At 41.8% G+C, this 15,013-nt stretch carries 17 protein-coding genes; 14 read left to right on the top strand and 3 right to left on the bottom strand.

The window, feature by feature from the left end; genetic code table 11:
* Positions 1–16: 16 nt before the first annotated feature.
* Complete coding sequence (locus tag B2Y23_RS07230) at positions 17–565, bottom strand: NUDIX hydrolase (RefSeq protein ID WP_291354280.1); 549 nt, start codon at positions 563–565, stop codon at positions 17–19.
* A 125-nt stretch (positions 566–690) separates the two neighbouring features.
* On the opposite strand from B2Y23_RS07230, the gene B2Y23_RS07225 reads away from it, so the two are divergent.
* From B2Y23_RS07225 to fghA, 7 genes are all read left to right on the top strand, one after another.
* On the top strand, positions 691–1,308 hold the full coding sequence (locus B2Y23_RS07225) for an NUDIX hydrolase (RefSeq protein ID WP_291354281.1): 618 nt from the start codon (positions 691–693) through the stop codon (positions 1,306–1,308).
* Positions 1,309–1,321: 13 nt separating this feature from the next.
* Positions 1,322–1,852, top strand: coding sequence for a gamma carbonic anhydrase family protein (locus B2Y23_RS07220; RefSeq protein WP_291369926.1), 531 nt, complete (start codon positions 1,322–1,324; stop codon positions 1,850–1,852).
* Between the two features lie 131 nt (positions 1,853–1,983).
* Positions 1,984–2,649 (top strand): tRNA (adenosine(37)-N6)-threonylcarbamoyltransferase complex dimerization subunit type 1 TsaB, encoded by a 666-nt coding sequence (gene tsaB / locus B2Y23_RS07215; protein WP_291354283.1) that lies wholly within the window; start codon positions 1,984–1,986, stop codon positions 2,647–2,649.
* A gap of 12 nt (positions 2,650–2,661) precedes the next feature.
* The gene (locus tag B2Y23_RS07210; RefSeq protein ID WP_291354284.1) at positions 2,662–3,486 is read left to right on the top strand and encodes an undecaprenyl-diphosphate phosphatase; all 825 of its coding nucleotides are present in this window, start codon (positions 2,662–2,664) and stop codon (positions 3,484–3,486) included.
* The gene (locus B2Y23_RS07205; RefSeq protein WP_291369924.1) at positions 3,480–4,298 is read left to right on the top strand and encodes a class I SAM-dependent methyltransferase; all 819 of its coding nucleotides are present in this window, start codon (positions 3,480–3,482) and stop codon (positions 4,296–4,298) included. The genes B2Y23_RS07210 and B2Y23_RS07205 overlap by 7 nt, the downstream gene beginning before the upstream one ends.
* 124 nt (positions 4,299–4,422) lie before the next feature.
* Positions 4,423–5,835, top strand: a complete 1,413-nt coding sequence (locus tag B2Y23_RS07200) for a C13 family peptidase (protein ID WP_291354286.1) — start codon at positions 4,423–4,425, stop codon at positions 5,833–5,835.
* Between the two features lie 11 nt (positions 5,836–5,846).
* Positions 5,847–6,683, top strand: a complete 837-nt coding sequence (fghA, locus tag B2Y23_RS07195; RefSeq protein ID WP_291354287.1) for an S-formylglutathione hydrolase — start codon at positions 5,847–5,849, stop codon at positions 6,681–6,683.
* Positions 6,684–6,723: 40 nt separating this feature from the next.
* Here the strand turns inward: fghA and B2Y23_RS07190 are convergent, their stop codons facing one another.
* Entirely contained in the window at positions 6,724–6,999 is a 276-nt protein-coding gene (locus tag B2Y23_RS07190; RefSeq protein ID WP_291354288.1) for a DUF2218 domain-containing protein, read from the bottom strand.
* Between the two features lie 147 nt (positions 7,000–7,146).
* Here B2Y23_RS07190 and rpe point away from each other — a divergent pair, with 147 nt between their 5' ends.
* From rpe to B2Y23_RS07160, 6 genes are all read left to right on the top strand, one after another.
* Entirely contained in the window at positions 7,147–7,833 is a 687-nt protein-coding gene (gene rpe, locus B2Y23_RS07185; RefSeq protein WP_291354289.1) for a ribulose-phosphate 3-epimerase, read from the top strand.
* A 394-nt stretch (positions 7,834–8,227) separates the two neighbouring features.
* Positions 8,228–8,683 (top strand): hypothetical protein, encoded by a 456-nt coding sequence (locus B2Y23_RS07180; protein ID WP_291354290.1) that lies wholly within the window; start codon positions 8,228–8,230, stop codon positions 8,681–8,683.
* 45 nt (positions 8,684–8,728) lie between these two features.
* Positions 8,729–10,633, top strand: coding sequence for a copper resistance system multicopper oxidase (locus B2Y23_RS07175; protein ID WP_291354291.1), 1,905 nt, complete (start codon positions 8,729–8,731; stop codon positions 10,631–10,633).
* Positions 10,620–11,531: a copper resistance protein B gene (locus B2Y23_RS07170; RefSeq protein ID WP_291369922.1), complete on the top strand. Its 912-nt coding sequence runs from the start codon at positions 10,620–10,622 to the stop codon at positions 11,529–11,531. Before B2Y23_RS07175 ends, B2Y23_RS07170 begins: the two co-directional genes overlap by 14 nt.
* A gap of 235 nt (positions 11,532–11,766) precedes the next feature.
* Entirely contained in the window at positions 11,767–12,084 is a 318-nt protein-coding gene (gene sugE / locus B2Y23_RS07165; RefSeq protein WP_291369938.1) for a quaternary ammonium compound efflux SMR transporter SugE, read from the top strand.
* A 35-nt stretch (positions 12,085–12,119) separates the two neighbouring features.
* Entirely contained in the window at positions 12,120–12,599 is a 480-nt protein-coding gene (locus tag B2Y23_RS07160; protein ID WP_291369920.1) for a methylated-DNA--[protein]-cysteine S-methyltransferase, read from the top strand.
* Positions 12,600–12,981: 382 nt separating this feature from the next.
* Here B2Y23_RS07160 and B2Y23_RS07155 read toward each other — a convergent pair whose 3' ends face one another.
* Positions 12,982–13,917 carry a tRNA dihydrouridine synthase gene (locus tag B2Y23_RS07155; RefSeq protein WP_291369918.1) on the bottom strand — a complete coding sequence of 312 codons (936 nt, stop codon included), beginning with the start codon at positions 13,915–13,917 and terminating at the stop codon, positions 12,982–12,984.
* Positions 13,918–14,181: 264 nt separating this feature from the next.
* Here B2Y23_RS07155 and B2Y23_RS07150 point away from each other — a divergent pair, with 264 nt between their 5' ends.
* Positions 14,182–14,964, top strand: coding sequence for a hypothetical protein (locus tag B2Y23_RS07150; protein ID WP_291369917.1), 783 nt, complete (start codon positions 14,182–14,184; stop codon positions 14,962–14,964).
* Positions 14,965–15,013: the final 49 nt, after the last annotated feature.

Genomic DNA, 15,013 nt, shown 5'->3' with positions numbered 1-15,013 from the left:
CAAATTTATCGTACTCTTAACCCGTATGATCCAGACGGGTACCCAAAGTTTCTAAATGCATGTTGAATGAATCCGTTTTACGATCTTCAAAATAGTGTCTTAAGGTACGCTCTACACTTGGAAAAGCCAGTTCAGACCAAGGAATTTCATGTTCTTCAAATAAACGCGATTCAATAGTTTCTTCACCCGCACCAAATATTCCATTGACGAGATTGGCTTTAAACAGAACGTAGATTTGTCCAATTCGGGGGATATTGTACATGCAGTAGAGCTGTTCAATTTCAACTTCAGCTTCAGCCTCTTCACGGGTTTCTCTGGCAGCGCCTTGTTCCATGGTCTCAAACAGTTCCATATAACCCGCAGGCAGGGTCCATAGCCCATAACGTGGCTCAATGGCACGGCGGCAAAGTAAAACTTTATTTTCCCACAGGACAAGTGCACCGCAAATGACTTTGGGATTGACGTAATGAATATTGCCGCAATCTGTACAAACGCGGCGTAATTGATGGTCGCCGAGTGGAATTTTTTCCGTTGTTTTATGTCCGCAAATTACACAGAAATTCATATTCATCGTCAATGATAAAGGTGTTGATCAGCATAACTGAAAAATGCAACTTTGGCATCATTTCTATCTTTTGGAATAAAAATTCAGCTATGATGAAATAAAGCACCAAACAGGAACAGTAGCACATGGATGACTACTCATTAATACAATTATTACAGCACAGGTTACGCTTTTCTACACGAGTAAAGCCTGCTCAGGCCGCTGTACTGATTGCCATTACCGATGAGTCCGATCCCAAAGTTTTGCTCACGCGCCGTTCTTTATATTTGTCTAATCATGCCGGGGAAGTTTCGTTTCCCGGTGGTAAAAGAGATCCTCAAGATACCAGTAATATAGTGGTGGCTTTGCGTGAAGCCTATGAGGAAACCGCGCTGAATCCATTTGATGTGCAACTGATTGGTGATTTGCCGATGCAAAAAGCCCGCAACGGTATGCTGGTTAAACCGGTGGTCGGACTGATTCCCCCAGAAGTGAAGCTGACACCTCAACCAAGCGAGATCGACCGCATTTTTTTTGCATCACTAAGCAGTTTAATGAATGCGCCACCGATTCCCTATGAAGTGCGTTATGCCCATCAGTCTTTGTATTTTCCCAGCATGCGCGTGGAAAATGAAGTTGTCTGGGGCTTAACTGCGCGAATGTTGGTTTCACTGTTTCAGTATGGTTTGGATTATCAAAAGGAATGGCCATTTTTATTAAATTCGCCTGCTTTTTATAGTAATAAGATTAAATACGGTAAATAAGGAACTTTAACCCATGATCTATAAATTTAAAGGATATACGCCTCAAGCAACGCATCAACCATGGGATGGTTGGGTAGCTGATAGTGCTACAGTTTTGGGACAAGTTGAAATGGGCAAGCAGGTCAGTGTATGGTTTGGAGCAGTCATCCGGGGTGATAACAGCAAGATCAAACTGGGGGATTTTACCAATGTTCAGGAAAATGCCGTGTTACATACCGATGCAGGCATTGAAATGCATATTGGTAGTTATGTCACGATTGGGCATCAAGCGATGTTGCATGGTTGTACTATTGGTGATAACACGCTGATTGGCATTAATAGCGTGATTTTAAATCATGCCGCGATTGGTAAAAATTGCATTATCGGCGCCAATGCCTTAATACCCGAAGGCAAAGTCATTCCAGACAATTCGGTAGTGATGGGTTCACCGGGGAAAATCGTTAAAACGCTGGATGAGGCGGCTGAAGTCAAACTCAAAATGAGTGCCATGCACTACGCAGAACATTTCAAGGATTTTCAGCATTTGGAGTCAGTTGAACTGTGATTTGAAACGATATATTTAGCCAGGCGAAAGCTTGGCTTTTTTGTATCCTGTAGATGGAAAATCTCGCCTCGCACGCATGAGTGGAGTATGATATCCGACGTTTTTTATATTTAAATGAATTAAGGTTGTGCATGAAGTTGCTGGCATTGGAAACTGCCAATGAGCAGTGTTCCGTTTCTATTGTAGATGACACTCAAGAATTATTTTTTCAATTAGATGCGCGAGCAAAAGCACAAACGCAAACGATACTCCCAATGATCGAACAGGCATTTACCCAGCTTGGTTTGTCTGCATCTGAACTTACTGCAATTGCATTTAGCCGCGGTCCCGGTTCTTTTAGCGGGGTACGTATCAATGCGGCTGTGACTCAGGCATTGGCTTGGGCAAATGATCTGCCTGTTGTTCCTGTTTCAACCTTGCAAGCCTTGGCACAGGCAGCATATCGTGTGGCGGGTTTAACGGCAGTGACTGCAGTACTGGATGCACGCATGGATGAAGTCTATATCTCGAGTTTTCAGCTGGACCCACAGGGTATTATGCAGCCTGTAGATACAGAGCAACTGTTAAATTATGCTGATGCCGGGGCAATGGTTAAATTTGAGCTGGTGGGGTCGGGTTCAGCTTTAGTTAAGCCTGAACAAATACAATACAAAGACTTAAGTGCGACGGCACAAGATATTGCGACCATTGCGCGCGCGCATGCAGAGCAAAAGCATTGGGTGAGTGCTGAACAGGCATTACCGGTGTATTTACGTGACAATGCCTGGAAAAAAATTCCAGAACAAGGCAAATCATAATCAGGATTTTCTATGGATCTTTTACTGCTGCTGAAAGCGGCAATTATGGGTATCGTTGAAGGGATTACCGAATTTTTACCCATCTCCAGTACCGGACATTTAATTCTCGCTTCAGAACTCATGAATTTCTGGACCAAAGAAAAAAGCGATGTATTTGTGATCGCCATTCAAATGGGTGCGATTGCAGCAGTCATTTATGAATACTGGGCTCGTCTATGGGGGGCAGCAACTGGTATGTTTACCGGTGAAGCCAAAGGTCGTCATCTCGGTTTTAGCCTGATCATGGCATCCATTCCCATTGTGCTGGTGGGCCTGACTTTTGGACAGGCAGTCAAAGAATTATTATTTAATGATATTGCCGTGGCAATTGGTTTGATTGTTGGTGGTTTCATCATTATGTGGATTGAAAAACATCCGCCTAAAGTAAATGCTGAAGAAGTGGAAAACATCAGCTATAAGGAAGCGATCTGGATTGGTTTAATTCAGGTGCTGTCTTTAATTCCAGGTACATCACGTTCAGGTGCAACCATTATTGGTGCCATGTTCCTGGGCATCTCACGTAAGGCGGCGACAGAGTTTTCTTTCTTCCTGGGTATTCCGGTGATTGTCGGGGCAGGCCTGCTCGATCTTTATCAAAGTTATGAAGTAATGCAAACCACTGAAGACTGGATTGTTTTAGCAGTAGGTCTGATCGTTTCCTTTGTTTCAGCCTTGATTTTAATTCGTGTTTTAGTGGCTTATGTGGCTAAACGTGATTTCATGGTTTTTGCCTGGTACCGTATTGCTTCAGGTCTTTTAATCTTACTTTTTGCATTTACAGGCTGGAAATTATGGTAAGCGAATTCCGCTTATTTGTAGAACAGGAATTTCAACAGAAAGCACAGCAGTATTCTGCTGTGCTTTCTTCTCGTGGAGTGAATGTAAATGTTGAGACCATTGAAAAGCTGAACGCCCGGTTTTTGCGTTTAAATCCTGAGCTGGGTTTATGTGTAGATGAGTCCGGTCTGTGGCTGTGTGCCAATGGCATGAAAATGCAGCCCGACTGGCAGGCCGAAGTACCACGTTTAAAACGCTCATCGTTAAAATCTGAAATGATTGCACGGGCCTGTAATCTGGGCGAAATACCCAGCTTGATTGATGCGACTGCCGGTTTAGGTCATGACAGTCTGTTGATGGCACATTTGGGTGCAAATGTCACCTTGGTTGAACGCCATCCAATCTTGTTTACCTTGCTGGAAGACAGTAAAAACCATGCGCAAAATGATGCTTTTCTCAGTTCAGTTGTAGCACGAATTGATCTGGTTTTTTCTGATTCTGCCGATTACCTGACCCAGCAGGCGGAACAGCAGCATGTGGTGGATGTGGTGTATCTTGATCCGATGTTTCCACAGCGCGACCAGAATCAGCAAGCCATTAAAAAACAGGCACAAGTGAAAAAGCAGATGCAGCTCTTACATATGCTGTTGCCTGAACATGGTGAAATGGACCTGGGTGACAACCTGTTAACTCTGGCGCAAAAAGTGGCTAAACGTGTGGTGGTGAAACGTCCACGTCTGGCAGTCTATCTGGCCGATCTGGAACCGGATCATCAATGGCAGGGAGATGCCTGTCGTTTTGATGCTTACTTTCAGCAACATCTTCTAGAGTAGTTTGGTAATTGATTCAATAATGTGCATTAATTTGTTATATAGTTCCAAAGCAGCATTGATAAAAATTCCATCAAGCATAAACTTAGACCGGTAAATCCGCGAGCGACAACCACCCTGAAATCCTATGATCGACTTTAAACCCTCCATCAATTTTTGGCATGATTTTAAGAGCAACCAAACTGCAGGGATGTGGCTTTTTTTGGGTTCGCGTCGTTCTTTGCAAATTGTTCGGCCATCGATCCTGCAACTGATTTTTTGGGGGATTTTGGGCGGCAGTGCCAACAGTTTATTTAGCTGGCTCAGTGCGGAGGAGATCGGGGAATTTAACCCGCAAGGCCTGATCAGTTATGCTTTATGGCCTTTTATTGCGCTTATTGTCGGTATTTTCCTTTCCCAGCGGATCAATAATCCCCGGCTGATGCTGGTACCCGCCTTGTTGTGGCTGGTACTGGATACCCATATTGCCTTATTGCAAAGCCTGATCCAGTATCTGGGTTATATTGATGTCTTGCCTTACCTGTTCTATGACTATTTGCCGACCATCTTCATGGTGCTGTTTGTCTGGCAAAGTCTGGCTGTGGTGTGGGTGTTTTCCCGTGAACTGAAATGGCCGTGGTGGGAGCGGGCGCTAATTGTGGCTGCGACACTATTCACTCTTGTGGTCTGGCAAATGTCGGTGAAAAGTCAGCCGATCTGGAAAGTTGAAGAAACCCCGCCAACCTTTGCTGAAGATGCTTTTTATGCACAAAGCCGTATCTTGAACAAGTCGCTGGAATCAATTCAATACGGTGAATTTGCCCAGTCGCACTGGTACTTTTTAGGGGTTGCCGGTGCAGGTTATCAAGATGTCTTTAAGTCGGAAATTGAACGGATTAAAGAACAATTTGATACCCGTTTTGGAACTTTTGGCCGTTCCATGGCGCTGATTAATAATCCCGAAACCCGAACGCAAATGCCGATTGCTTCACGTACCAGTATGGAAATGGCCTTGCGCCGTATCGGGCAGCAAATGAACAAAGAAAGTGATGTATTATTTTTATACATGACTTCACACGGTTTGCCGAATCAGTTTGAAATGGAAAATGATCCGATCGATTTAAATGATGTCGATCCTAAATGGCTTAAAGAAACTTTGGACAAATCCGGTATTCGTTGGCGCGTGATCGTGATTTCGGCATGTTATTCAGGGAGTTTTGTTCCCGCTTTGCAGGATGATAATACTTTAATTATTACCGCCTCTGCGGCTGACCGGGCATCTTTTGGCTGTTCCAATGAAGCGGATTATACTTATTTTGGCCGGGCCTTTTTTGATCAGGCGATGCGCGAGCAGATGTCTATACAAGGGGCTTTTGAGCAGACCAAGAAAACGGTAGCACAATGGGAAACTGCTCAAGGGTTTGAAGCTTCTGAACCGCAATGGTCGATCGGCAAGAATATGGAATTTATGTTGCCGCAGCTCGAGCAACGCTTATTTCCTGCTACAACTCAGACAGATATGAAGATAGAAACTCCACAATTAAGTGTGGCAGCACCATAAGGAAAATAATGATGGAATTGATGCAAGTTAATCAATGCTTTGATGGGGAACAGCGAATTTATGCCTTTAATTCTAACAATTTAAAAGGGCAGACCAAATTTGGAATTTTCTTGCCGCATCAGGCTTTAACCGGTCAAGCCTGTCCTGCGCTGTTTTATTTGGCGGGTCTGACCTGTACTGAAGAAACCTTCGCCATTAAAGCCCATGCGCAACGTTTGGCAGCCCAGCTGGGGTTGATCCTGATTAGTCCGGACACTTCACCCCGAGGTGAACAAGTTGCGGCAGGGGATTCATGGGATATCGGTCAGGGTGCCGGATTTTATATCAATGCGACTCAGGCACCGTGGGCTGAGAATTATCAAATAGAAAGTTTTATTGCCGATGAACTTTATGAGCTAGTGAAGCAAAACTTTCCAGTGCAAGCAGATGCTATCGGAATCTTCGGGCATTCCATGGGCGGACATGGTGCACTGACACTGGCTTTTAAATACCCGGAAAAATTTAAATCGGTGTCTGCTTTCGCTCCGATTTGCGCGCCGAGCCAATGCCCTTGGGGTGAAAAAGCTTTTTCGAATTATTTGGGTGAAGATCGAAATGAATGGTTAAAGCATGATGCCACTGCCTTGATTCAAGAAAAAGGGGCATTGTTTACAGAAATTTTGATTGATCAAGGATCTAAAGATCAATTCTATGCACAATTGAATCCGGCCTTATTTAAACAGGCCTGTAAGCAAGCAGGGCAATCCCTAACCTTGCGTGAACATGCCGGCTATGATCACGGATATTATTTCATTCAAACCTTTATGGATGATCATTTGCAATTCCATGCTGTACAACTCGAAGCCTAATGACTCATTCAAAAAAAGGGAGAATTTAATTCTCCCTTTTTTATTGATGTTGCCATGTAGCAGTAAATTCTTGCTGTGCCATTCGGCTTAAATGGTCCAGCACCACTTTTTCCAGTCTACTTAAGTCTTCTAATGAACTGTCAATCGAAACCAATAATAGGGTGGATTGTGGTATTAGCTTAACAGTCGCGTCCGGCATAAAAATACTGAAATCTTCCTCAGTTTCAGAGACTTCAAATTTATGTTTCCAGTGATTGAGTAATCGTTTGGCGATACGGGCTGCTTCTGATGTGATAATTTGTGTATTACTTTTCATTCTCATTTACCTTGTGCGCTTAGGTCAAAATAGCAGATTTAAAATGAATACGATTAAATCGCAACAGATGTAGATTGAATCACAGCAGCAAAGTTCAATTTGTTATAATGTGAAAAATCAATTCAAATGCATAGCCAGGTTCTCCCCATGTCCAAGCCATATTTAATTGCACCTTCCATTTTATCTGCCGACTTTGCCCGTTTAGGTGAAGAAGTTGAAAATGTGCTTGCTGCAGGTGCAGATGTCGTACATTTTGATGTGATGGACAACCATTACGTTCCTAACCTGACGTTTGGTGCAGGTGTATGCAAGGCATTAAAAAAATATGGGATTCAGGCACCGATTGATGTGCATCTTATGGTGTCACCAGTAGACCGTATGATTGGCGATTTTCTCGAAGCAGGTGCTGATATTATTACCTTTCATCCGGAAGCTTCGGATCATATTGACCGTTCTTTACAGTTAATCAAATCGGGCGGTGCCAAAGCAGGTTTGGTGTTTAACCCGGCAACCCCTTTGCATTATCTGGACTATGTGCTGGACAAAGTCGATCAGGTTTTGTTGATGAGTGTCAACCCGGGCTTTGGCGGTCAAAAATTTATTCCCATGACTTTGGATAAACTGCGTCAGGCACGCAAGATCATTGATGCCTCAGGCCGTGACATCCGTTTGGAAGTAGATGGTGGAGTGACGCCAGCCAATATTCGTGAAATTGCTGAAGCTGGTGCAGATATGTTTGTTGCAGGTTCGGCGATTTTTGGCAAGCCGGATTATAAAGCTGTGATTGATGAAATGCGCTCAGAACTGGCAAAAGTAGGCTCAGTTAATCTCTAATAATCTACAATTAATGATTGCTAAGTTGTGGATAACTTTATGGATAACCATATGGATATCTGTGTAGATAACTGTATGGATAACTTGATTAGTTTATAAACAATTGTAGATCAATAGTTTAATAATTAGACATTAAATGTATAAAAAGGACTCAAATGAGTCCTTTTTTAGCTTGTTAAGCTATTAAAAAATATGGTGGTTTATTCGTCTATGCTTAAAAATAAAACTGTTTAAAAAATAACTTTATTGTTTAAGTTGGCATTATTCAGCGGGATTTGGCACTGTTTAGCATAAACTTAAAAATTGTGCATAACTTGGATCTTGGTTATGCTATTAAACTCAAATCAAAAGAACATGATTTATCTTTTATTGTGGATTAATTAAGGACAATGCTGTGCTAACTTCATTATGCAAACAGGCTTGGTTTGTGTTCCTGATGGTTTTCGCCATCGGGTGGAGTAATGCTGTCTTGGCATTTGAACAGCCTATGCATCAGCAAATGATGAGTGAATTGACGGTTCAGCATGAAGATAAAATGCCCATGACGACCATGTCGGGTTGCCATGATTCAGTCAAAACTCTACCGGACATGCAGCATCATCCTGTTGATCAGCTAAAAGTACAGCATGATCAAGATTGTCATCAGGACATGGGTGATCAACAACAGCATTTTAGCTGTAATGATTGTGTACCATTGCACTGTCAGAGTTTAACAGTCTGGTTGGATTCACAAATATCCGATTTAGTGCATTTAGAAGAAGTTCAAGAACATCCACAGCGCAATTTTGATTATTCAGCCCAGCATTTAAGCGGCTTCTGGCAGCAGATCTTACGCCCTCCCAAAGCTTAATCTTGATTTAAAAAACATTTTTATTTTTAAATTACAGGTTAAGTCATGTCGATTAAATTAACTCAAAGCCTCTTAGTCGGGGTGTGTTTAGTGTCATCATCGTGGGCGATTGCTGCGGTCAAAGAATATCACCTGAACATTGATCAACAGATGGTGAATATCACCGAAAAACCCTTAAAACGCATTACGGTCAATGGTCAGTTTCCCGCGCCTCTTCTGGAATTTGAAGAGGGGGACGATGCCGTGATTTATGTGCATAACAAACTTAAAAATCAGGATTCTTCCATTCACTGGCATGGATTATTGTTGCCGGGATTAATGGATGGCGTACCCGGTTTTAACCAGTTCAAGGGCATTAAACCGCAAAGTGATTTTGTCTACCGTTTCAAAGTTCGTCAAAATGGAACCTATTGGTATCACGCGCATTCTAAAGGACAGGAACAGGATGGACTGTATGGCGCTCTGGTGATTTATCCCAAAGGGAAAAAGCCGCTAGCAGCGCATGAACAGGCTGATCGTGATTATGTGGTGATGCTGTCCGATTTTCATCAATCCAGCAGTGACCAAATCCAGAAGAACCTGAAAAAGTCGGCTGAATACTATCAAAATCGGCGTGAAACTTTGTCGGATGTCTGGAAGCAGGTCAAACGTGATGGATTAAAAAATACCTGGCAAGATCGTTCCATGTGGAATCAGATGCGCATGCTGAAAACCGATTTGTCTGATGTTACCGGTTATACCTTTTTGATCAATGGCAAAACGCCAGAACAAAACTGGACCGGCATGTTTAAGCCGAATGAAAAAGTCCGCTTACGTTTTATTAATGCTTCCGCCATGTCATTTTATGATGTCAGTATTCCCAACTTGAAAATGACCGTAGTGAGTGCTGACGGGCAGCCAGTTAAACCTGTGCCGGTCGATGAGTTTCGAATCGGTACTGCAGAAACTTATGATGTGATTGCGGAGCCAAAAGCCAATCATTATCAGATTGAAGCCGAGTCGATTGACCGTAGCGGTTTTGCCATTGGGTCATTGCATAATGAAACTGCTCCAGTAACGCATGCGATTCATATGCCTAAGCCACGTCCACGTGCATTACTCACGATGGAAGATATGGGACATGGCTCATCATCAAGTGATCATGCGAACATGAATCATGATCAGATGGATGATCATCAGAGTAGTAAGTATCAAGGCAGCGAAGATAATAGTGGTGCAAGTTCAATGAATCATCAAATGATGGATCATTCATCCATGCAACATGACATGGCTGGCATGGATCATTCGCAAATGAACCACACCAAGTCGAATACGAATGACCATTCACAACATCAAGCAAAGTCTGATTCAGAACTACAACAAGGAATGAATCATTCTGCACATACCTCGGTGAAACCAGCCTTAAATGAAAATACCCAAGTGGTTTATGGCTGGGCAAATGCGTCTACTCCGGCAGGACATAAGGCACTGCAATATAGCGATTTGAAATCATTAAACCCACAACCGGATACCCGTCCGGCAGAACGCGAACTGGAAGTGCGTTTGGGTGGCAACATGGAACGCTATATCTGGACCATCAACGGCAAGAAATTTACCGAAGTTGAACCGTTACAGGTGAAATATGGCGAACGTATCCGTTTGAAATTCATTAATGACAGCATGATGGCGCATCCGATGCATCTGCATGGCATGTTTATGCAGCTGGAAAATGGGCAAAGTAGCGCCAATATGCCGAATAAACACACCTTGATTGTACCACCAGGTAAAACCGTCACTGCGCTGCTCACTGCGGATGAACTGGGTGAATGGGCAATCCATTGCCATCTGCTGTATCACATGTCATCTGGAATGATGAGTAAACTGGTGGTGGCGAATGTCGATGGAAATCAAGCACCGACACCATCTACCTCAAACTCAGCAAAGCAAGGAGACTCACATGCGCATCATTAATTTCTTTGCAATGAGCACATTGAGTGCGTCTCTGCTGTTGTTGAGTGGACAGAGTTTTGCGCAGGATCAGCAGCATTCTATGCCGATGCCACAGCAGTCTGAACAATCTATTGAAGTGTATGACGATCATTTACAGCATCAAACAGAGTCAGCAGTAGCAACGACTGCGGTTAAAGAAAAACCGATGCAACCGCTACAGCAGGGGCAATCCAGTTCAGATGATGCGGATCATGCTGCACATATCAAAGAGCATGGCGGCCAGATTTATCAGCAAAGCACGGTTGAAAGTGAATGGCTGCGCAATGATGATGGCGAAGGTGTTTTAAAGTCAAAACTAGAAACCCGAATCGGCACAGATGAAAACAAGATTTTTATTAAAGTCCGTGTCGATGATGCTGAATCAGAGCAAGCCGAGTACGATGCCAAAGTGTTATACAGCCGCAATGTTGCCGATTTTTGGGATGTACAGGCTGGTTTGCGTTATCGCAATGACCAGAATCGTGAAGTGGATCAGGATCAAGTCGATGCCGTCATTGGGGTACATGGATTGGCGCCGTATTTCTTTGAAACCAATACCTATCTCTATGTCGGGCAGGATAATCAAACATCTTTAAGCCTGGAAACCGAACGCGATGTGCTACTGACGCAAAAGCTGATTGTTAAGCCTTATCTGGATCTGAATGTGGTGTTGAGTGATGACTCAAACTATGCTCAAAAAACCGGTTTAAGTACGGCACAATTGGGGCTGGAAACGCGATATGAAATCAATAAAAAGGTCATGCCTTTTGTCGATGTGGCATATGGCTATAACAAGGGGAATAAGGAAACAGCCTGGCAGCAACAATCCTCTTCTGAAAATGAATGGCTCTATGGCGCAGGGATTCGTTTTAAATTTTAGTTTTGTGTAGAAGATTCAAAATGCGACTGATTTAGGCCAGTCGCATTTTTATTTGCACTTTTAAGGTGAGTGATGGGTCAAAATATGTAAAACAAGCACCTATTTGGCTCAACTATTATATAATTATTAACTCAGTTAAAGGAGGAACGACCTCCCTTGGTGCAATCGAATGTATCGTTGCACTGAGAAAATTCGTCAGGACGGCCTGACTCTAATCAAATGGAGCATAGTCGTCATGGCTTGGGTGGTTTTGGTTTTAGCGGGTCTTTTTGAAATTGTCTGGGCCTATGCCATGAAACTTTCAGAAGGATTCACACGTTTAACTCCCAGTATTATTACTGTTGTTTTCATGATTTTAAGCTTTGCCTTACTGGCTTATGCCATGCGCACTTTGCCACTGGGTACAGCTTATACCATCTGGACCGGAATTGGTGCAGTCGGTTCTTTTCTGGTTGGGGTGTTTATATTTGGTGAGCCTGCATCGGCGATGCGCATGCTGGCAGCTGTACTGATTATTTCTGGATTAGTATTGATGAAACTGTCATCATCATAAAATCTGGATCATTTATTTCACTGCAGGAGTAGACGATGAAACTGGCATTTATGGAAATGGCTTCTCCTGTGGGTACTTTGAAACTGGTAGCCAATGAAACGGCTTTGGTGGCAGTACTTTGGGAAAATGAACATCCTAAACGGGTTCGTTTAGCCGAACTGATTGAACAGACACATCATCCGATTTTATTAGAAACCCAAAAGCAGTTAACTGAATATTTTGCTGGAAAACGCCAGCAATTTGATTTGCCTTTAGATTTTGAAGGTACTGAATTTCAGAAGAAAGTTTGGCAAGCCTTGCTGAACATTCCATTTGGCGAAACCTGCAGTTATCGTGATATTGCTGAGCAAGTCGGTAATATTAAAGCGGTTCGCGCAGTGGGTGCGGCCAATGGTAAAAATCCGATTTCGATTATTGCGCCGTGTCACCGTGTGGTCGGAGCAAATGGTAAATTGGTCGGGTTTGCCGGTGGACTGGAAAATAAAGAGATTTTGTTGAAAATTGAACAAAGTTAATAATCTAGATTTATTTCATCAATCATTTTTTGATGATTGAAAATTGTTTGTATTATCAAATTAAAAAATAGAATTTAACAGGTATTAGATTCATGAGTATGGCAGGGATGCCATACGTTTCCCATCACGACAGGGAAGTTGTGTATGGGAAACAAAAGGTTTTTGTCTACTTTTGACCTTTCAAAAGTAGAAAAGATTGCCTATGCAAAGGCATTAAAATGAAACAAATTAAATGAGGCCGTGCTGATTTTTAAAATTTAAAGTTCGGGAGAAATCCTAGAAAACCAATCGAATGCATATAGAAAATTTAAAACAGCGTAAAGAAAGAAGCTAAAGTAAAAAGCTAGATAAAAAAGCCTTTGAAAGTTCAAAGGCTTTTTTATTAATGCTTTAAGACATTTAATTTTTCTATAATTTCAATCAAAGCCTTAATTCGTTTTACTTCATTCCACAATTCTTTTGCTTCAGGATAATGTTTAGACATCATGCCGAGCCACTGTTTATAGCGTCCGACCATATTAATTTCTTTTTTATAGGGCCCATTTAAGAAACGAATTTGTAAGTCTAAAAGCTCATCCCAAGTAATGATTGGCTCATCTGTATTTTTGCGGATACATTGCGTGATATCGGGTGTGGTCACTGCGGCCCGACCAATCATTAAATCTTCACAGCCCGATTCTAACTGGCATTGCTTGGCATCAGCATTGCTCCAGATTTCACCATTGGCAATCACATTAATTTTTAATGCTTCACGAATCGGTTGCAACTGATCCCAAAATGCAGGCGGGGTATAGCCTTCAGCTTTGGTACGGGCATGCACTGTGACCCAGGAAGCACCCGCATCTTCAATGGCATGGGCATTTTCCAGGGTAAATTTTCTGTCCATATAGCCTAAGCGCATTTTGGCAGACACAGGAATATGTTTAGGTACTGCATCACGCACAGCTTTAACCAGCATATGAACCACTTCAGGTTCATCCAGAAGCACTGAGCCGCCACGATGCCGGTTTACCGTTTTTGCCGGACAGCCAAAATTCATATCAATCACAGGAGCACCGAGTTCAACAGCACGAATGGCATTGGCTGCCAGCATTTCCGGATCATTACCTAAGAACTGCACGTGCACAGGTGTACCTGAGGCTGTTTTGCCACCATTGAGTAATTCCGGGCAATATTGATAATAAATATGATCGGGTAGGACTGAATTGGTCACACGGATAAACTCGGTTACGCACCAGTCAAAGCTGCCCACTGATGTGAGTACATCACGCATAATTGGATCAGTTAAGCCTTCCATAGGTGCAAGGATGAGTTTCACAGTGGTGTTTACCCGTTAATTTTGAAAAACGGTGTTATACGTTTTTTTCTGTGGGTTGTCTAGGCAATGGGCTTTGAAATACTGGAGAGCTGGATAGGGCATAACCTTTATATTTTATATAAGAGATTTAATGTTAAATATAATTTATATATTTCTTAATTATTTTTACATTCAATAATTTATATTGATATACATGGCATATTCATCTTAAAATTTAGGAGTAATATTATTTTCTGAAGCAAATTTAATGACAATATGTGCGGCATGGATAAAAAAAATGGAACATCGGAAGAATTGGTTTTTGTAACTGATAGTCGCTTGAGAGCTTTTGGATCGTGGGATTGTAATCCTAAGATTTACACTTTTTCTAGAAGTGACTGTGCAATGTGTTTTTCTGGGGATACAAGCTTTTCATATCCCATGATGATTCAGTTAAAAAATGAAATTGAGTTAAATCCGAAAATTAGAAATCGGTATCAACATCTTTCTACTTTCAAAGCGATAATATTGAAAACATTAAATGACATGTTAATGTATAAAAGTGATTATGAGATTCCATCTGTGGAGTTTTTATTTGGTGGCTATTGCTGGCATAAACAAGAATTTAAACTATGGAAATTTATATATAAAAAAGATATTAAAAAATTTACATATCAGCCAATTAAATTTTGGAAAGGGGTTAAAAGTAAAATTCTAGTGTCTTTTAGTGGAGATTATCTTGATGAAGCAAAAGAGAAATTAATTAATCTTCTTAGAGAGAGAAATAAACTTGAAAATGGTTCTTTAGATATGGAACCACTAGAAGTAATTAGAGATATGCTTTTAGATCCTAATGCAAAAACTAAGTTTCATTGTATAGGTGGAGCCCCACAAATGGTAAAGGTTTATAAAAGTCTGAATAGAGTATCATTTGGGGTGAAATGGGAAATAGATGGTAAAGAGGTAACAACCTTATTTGGTAGACCCATTAGACCTTTTAGAAATATGCCATTGCCAATAATTGATCCTATAACTTTAGAGTATTCAAATACTAATTCTTATAGTTGAAAATAAAAAAAATATCAGGATTTAGAATTATTGAAAACATATTTCATTT

The sequence above is a fragment of the Acinetobacter sp. UBA5934 genome (assembly GCF_002430855.1).
Classification (GTDB): Bacteria; Pseudomonadota; Gammaproteobacteria; order Pseudomonadales; family Moraxellaceae; genus Acinetobacter.
The sequence above is the reverse complement of the archived record's forward strand: the minus strand, read 5'-3'. Positions and strand labels throughout refer to the sequence as shown.

Excerpts from the sequence above, each read along its gene's own strand:
- B2Y23_RS07170 (WP_291369922.1), top strand. The coding sequence starts at position 10,620 with ATGCGCATCATTAATTTCTTTGCAATGAGCACATTGAGTGCGTCTCTG.
- B2Y23_RS07205 (WP_291369924.1), top strand. The coding sequence starts at position 3,480 with ATGGTAAGCGAATTCCGCTTATTTGTAGAACAGGAATTTCAACAGAAA.
- B2Y23_RS07225 (WP_291354281.1), top strand. The coding sequence starts at position 691 with ATGGATGACTACTCATTAATACAATTATTACAGCACAGGTTACGCTTT.
- B2Y23_RS07160 (WP_291369920.1), top strand. The coding sequence starts at position 12,120 with ATGAAACTGGCATTTATGGAAATGGCTTCTCCTGTGGGTACTTTGAAA.
- rpe (WP_291354289.1), top strand. The coding sequence starts at position 7,147 with ATGTCCAAGCCATATTTAATTGCACCTTCCATTTTATCTGCCGACTTT.
- fghA (WP_291354287.1), top strand. The coding sequence starts at position 5,847 with ATGGAATTGATGCAAGTTAATCAATGCTTTGATGGGGAACAGCGAATT.
- B2Y23_RS07220 (WP_291369926.1), top strand. The coding sequence starts at position 1,322 with ATGATCTATAAATTTAAAGGATATACGCCTCAAGCAACGCATCAACCA.
- B2Y23_RS07150 (WP_291369917.1), top strand. The coding sequence starts at position 14,182 with ATGGATAAAAAAAATGGAACATCGGAAGAATTGGTTTTTGTAACTGAT.
- B2Y23_RS07175 (WP_291354291.1), top strand. The coding sequence starts at position 8,729 with ATGTCGATTAAATTAACTCAAAGCCTCTTAGTCGGGGTGTGTTTAGTG.
- B2Y23_RS07210 (WP_291354284.1), top strand. The coding sequence starts at position 2,662 with ATGGATCTTTTACTGCTGCTGAAAGCGGCAATTATGGGTATCGTTGAA.
- tsaB (WP_291354283.1), top strand. The coding sequence starts at position 1,984 with ATGAAGTTGCTGGCATTGGAAACTGCCAATGAGCAGTGTTCCGTTTCT.
- B2Y23_RS07200 (WP_291354286.1), top strand. The coding sequence starts at position 4,423 with ATGATCGACTTTAAACCCTCCATCAATTTTTGGCATGATTTTAAGAGC.
- sugE (WP_291369938.1), top strand. The coding sequence starts at position 11,767 with ATGGCTTGGGTGGTTTTGGTTTTAGCGGGTCTTTTTGAAATTGTCTGG.
- B2Y23_RS07230 (WP_291354280.1), bottom strand. The coding sequence starts at position 565 with ATGAATTTCTGTGTAATTTGCGGACATAAAACAACGGAAAAAATTCCA.
- B2Y23_RS07190 (WP_291354288.1), bottom strand. The coding sequence starts at position 6,999 with ATGAAAAGTAATACACAAATTATCACATCAGAAGCAGCCCGTATCGCC.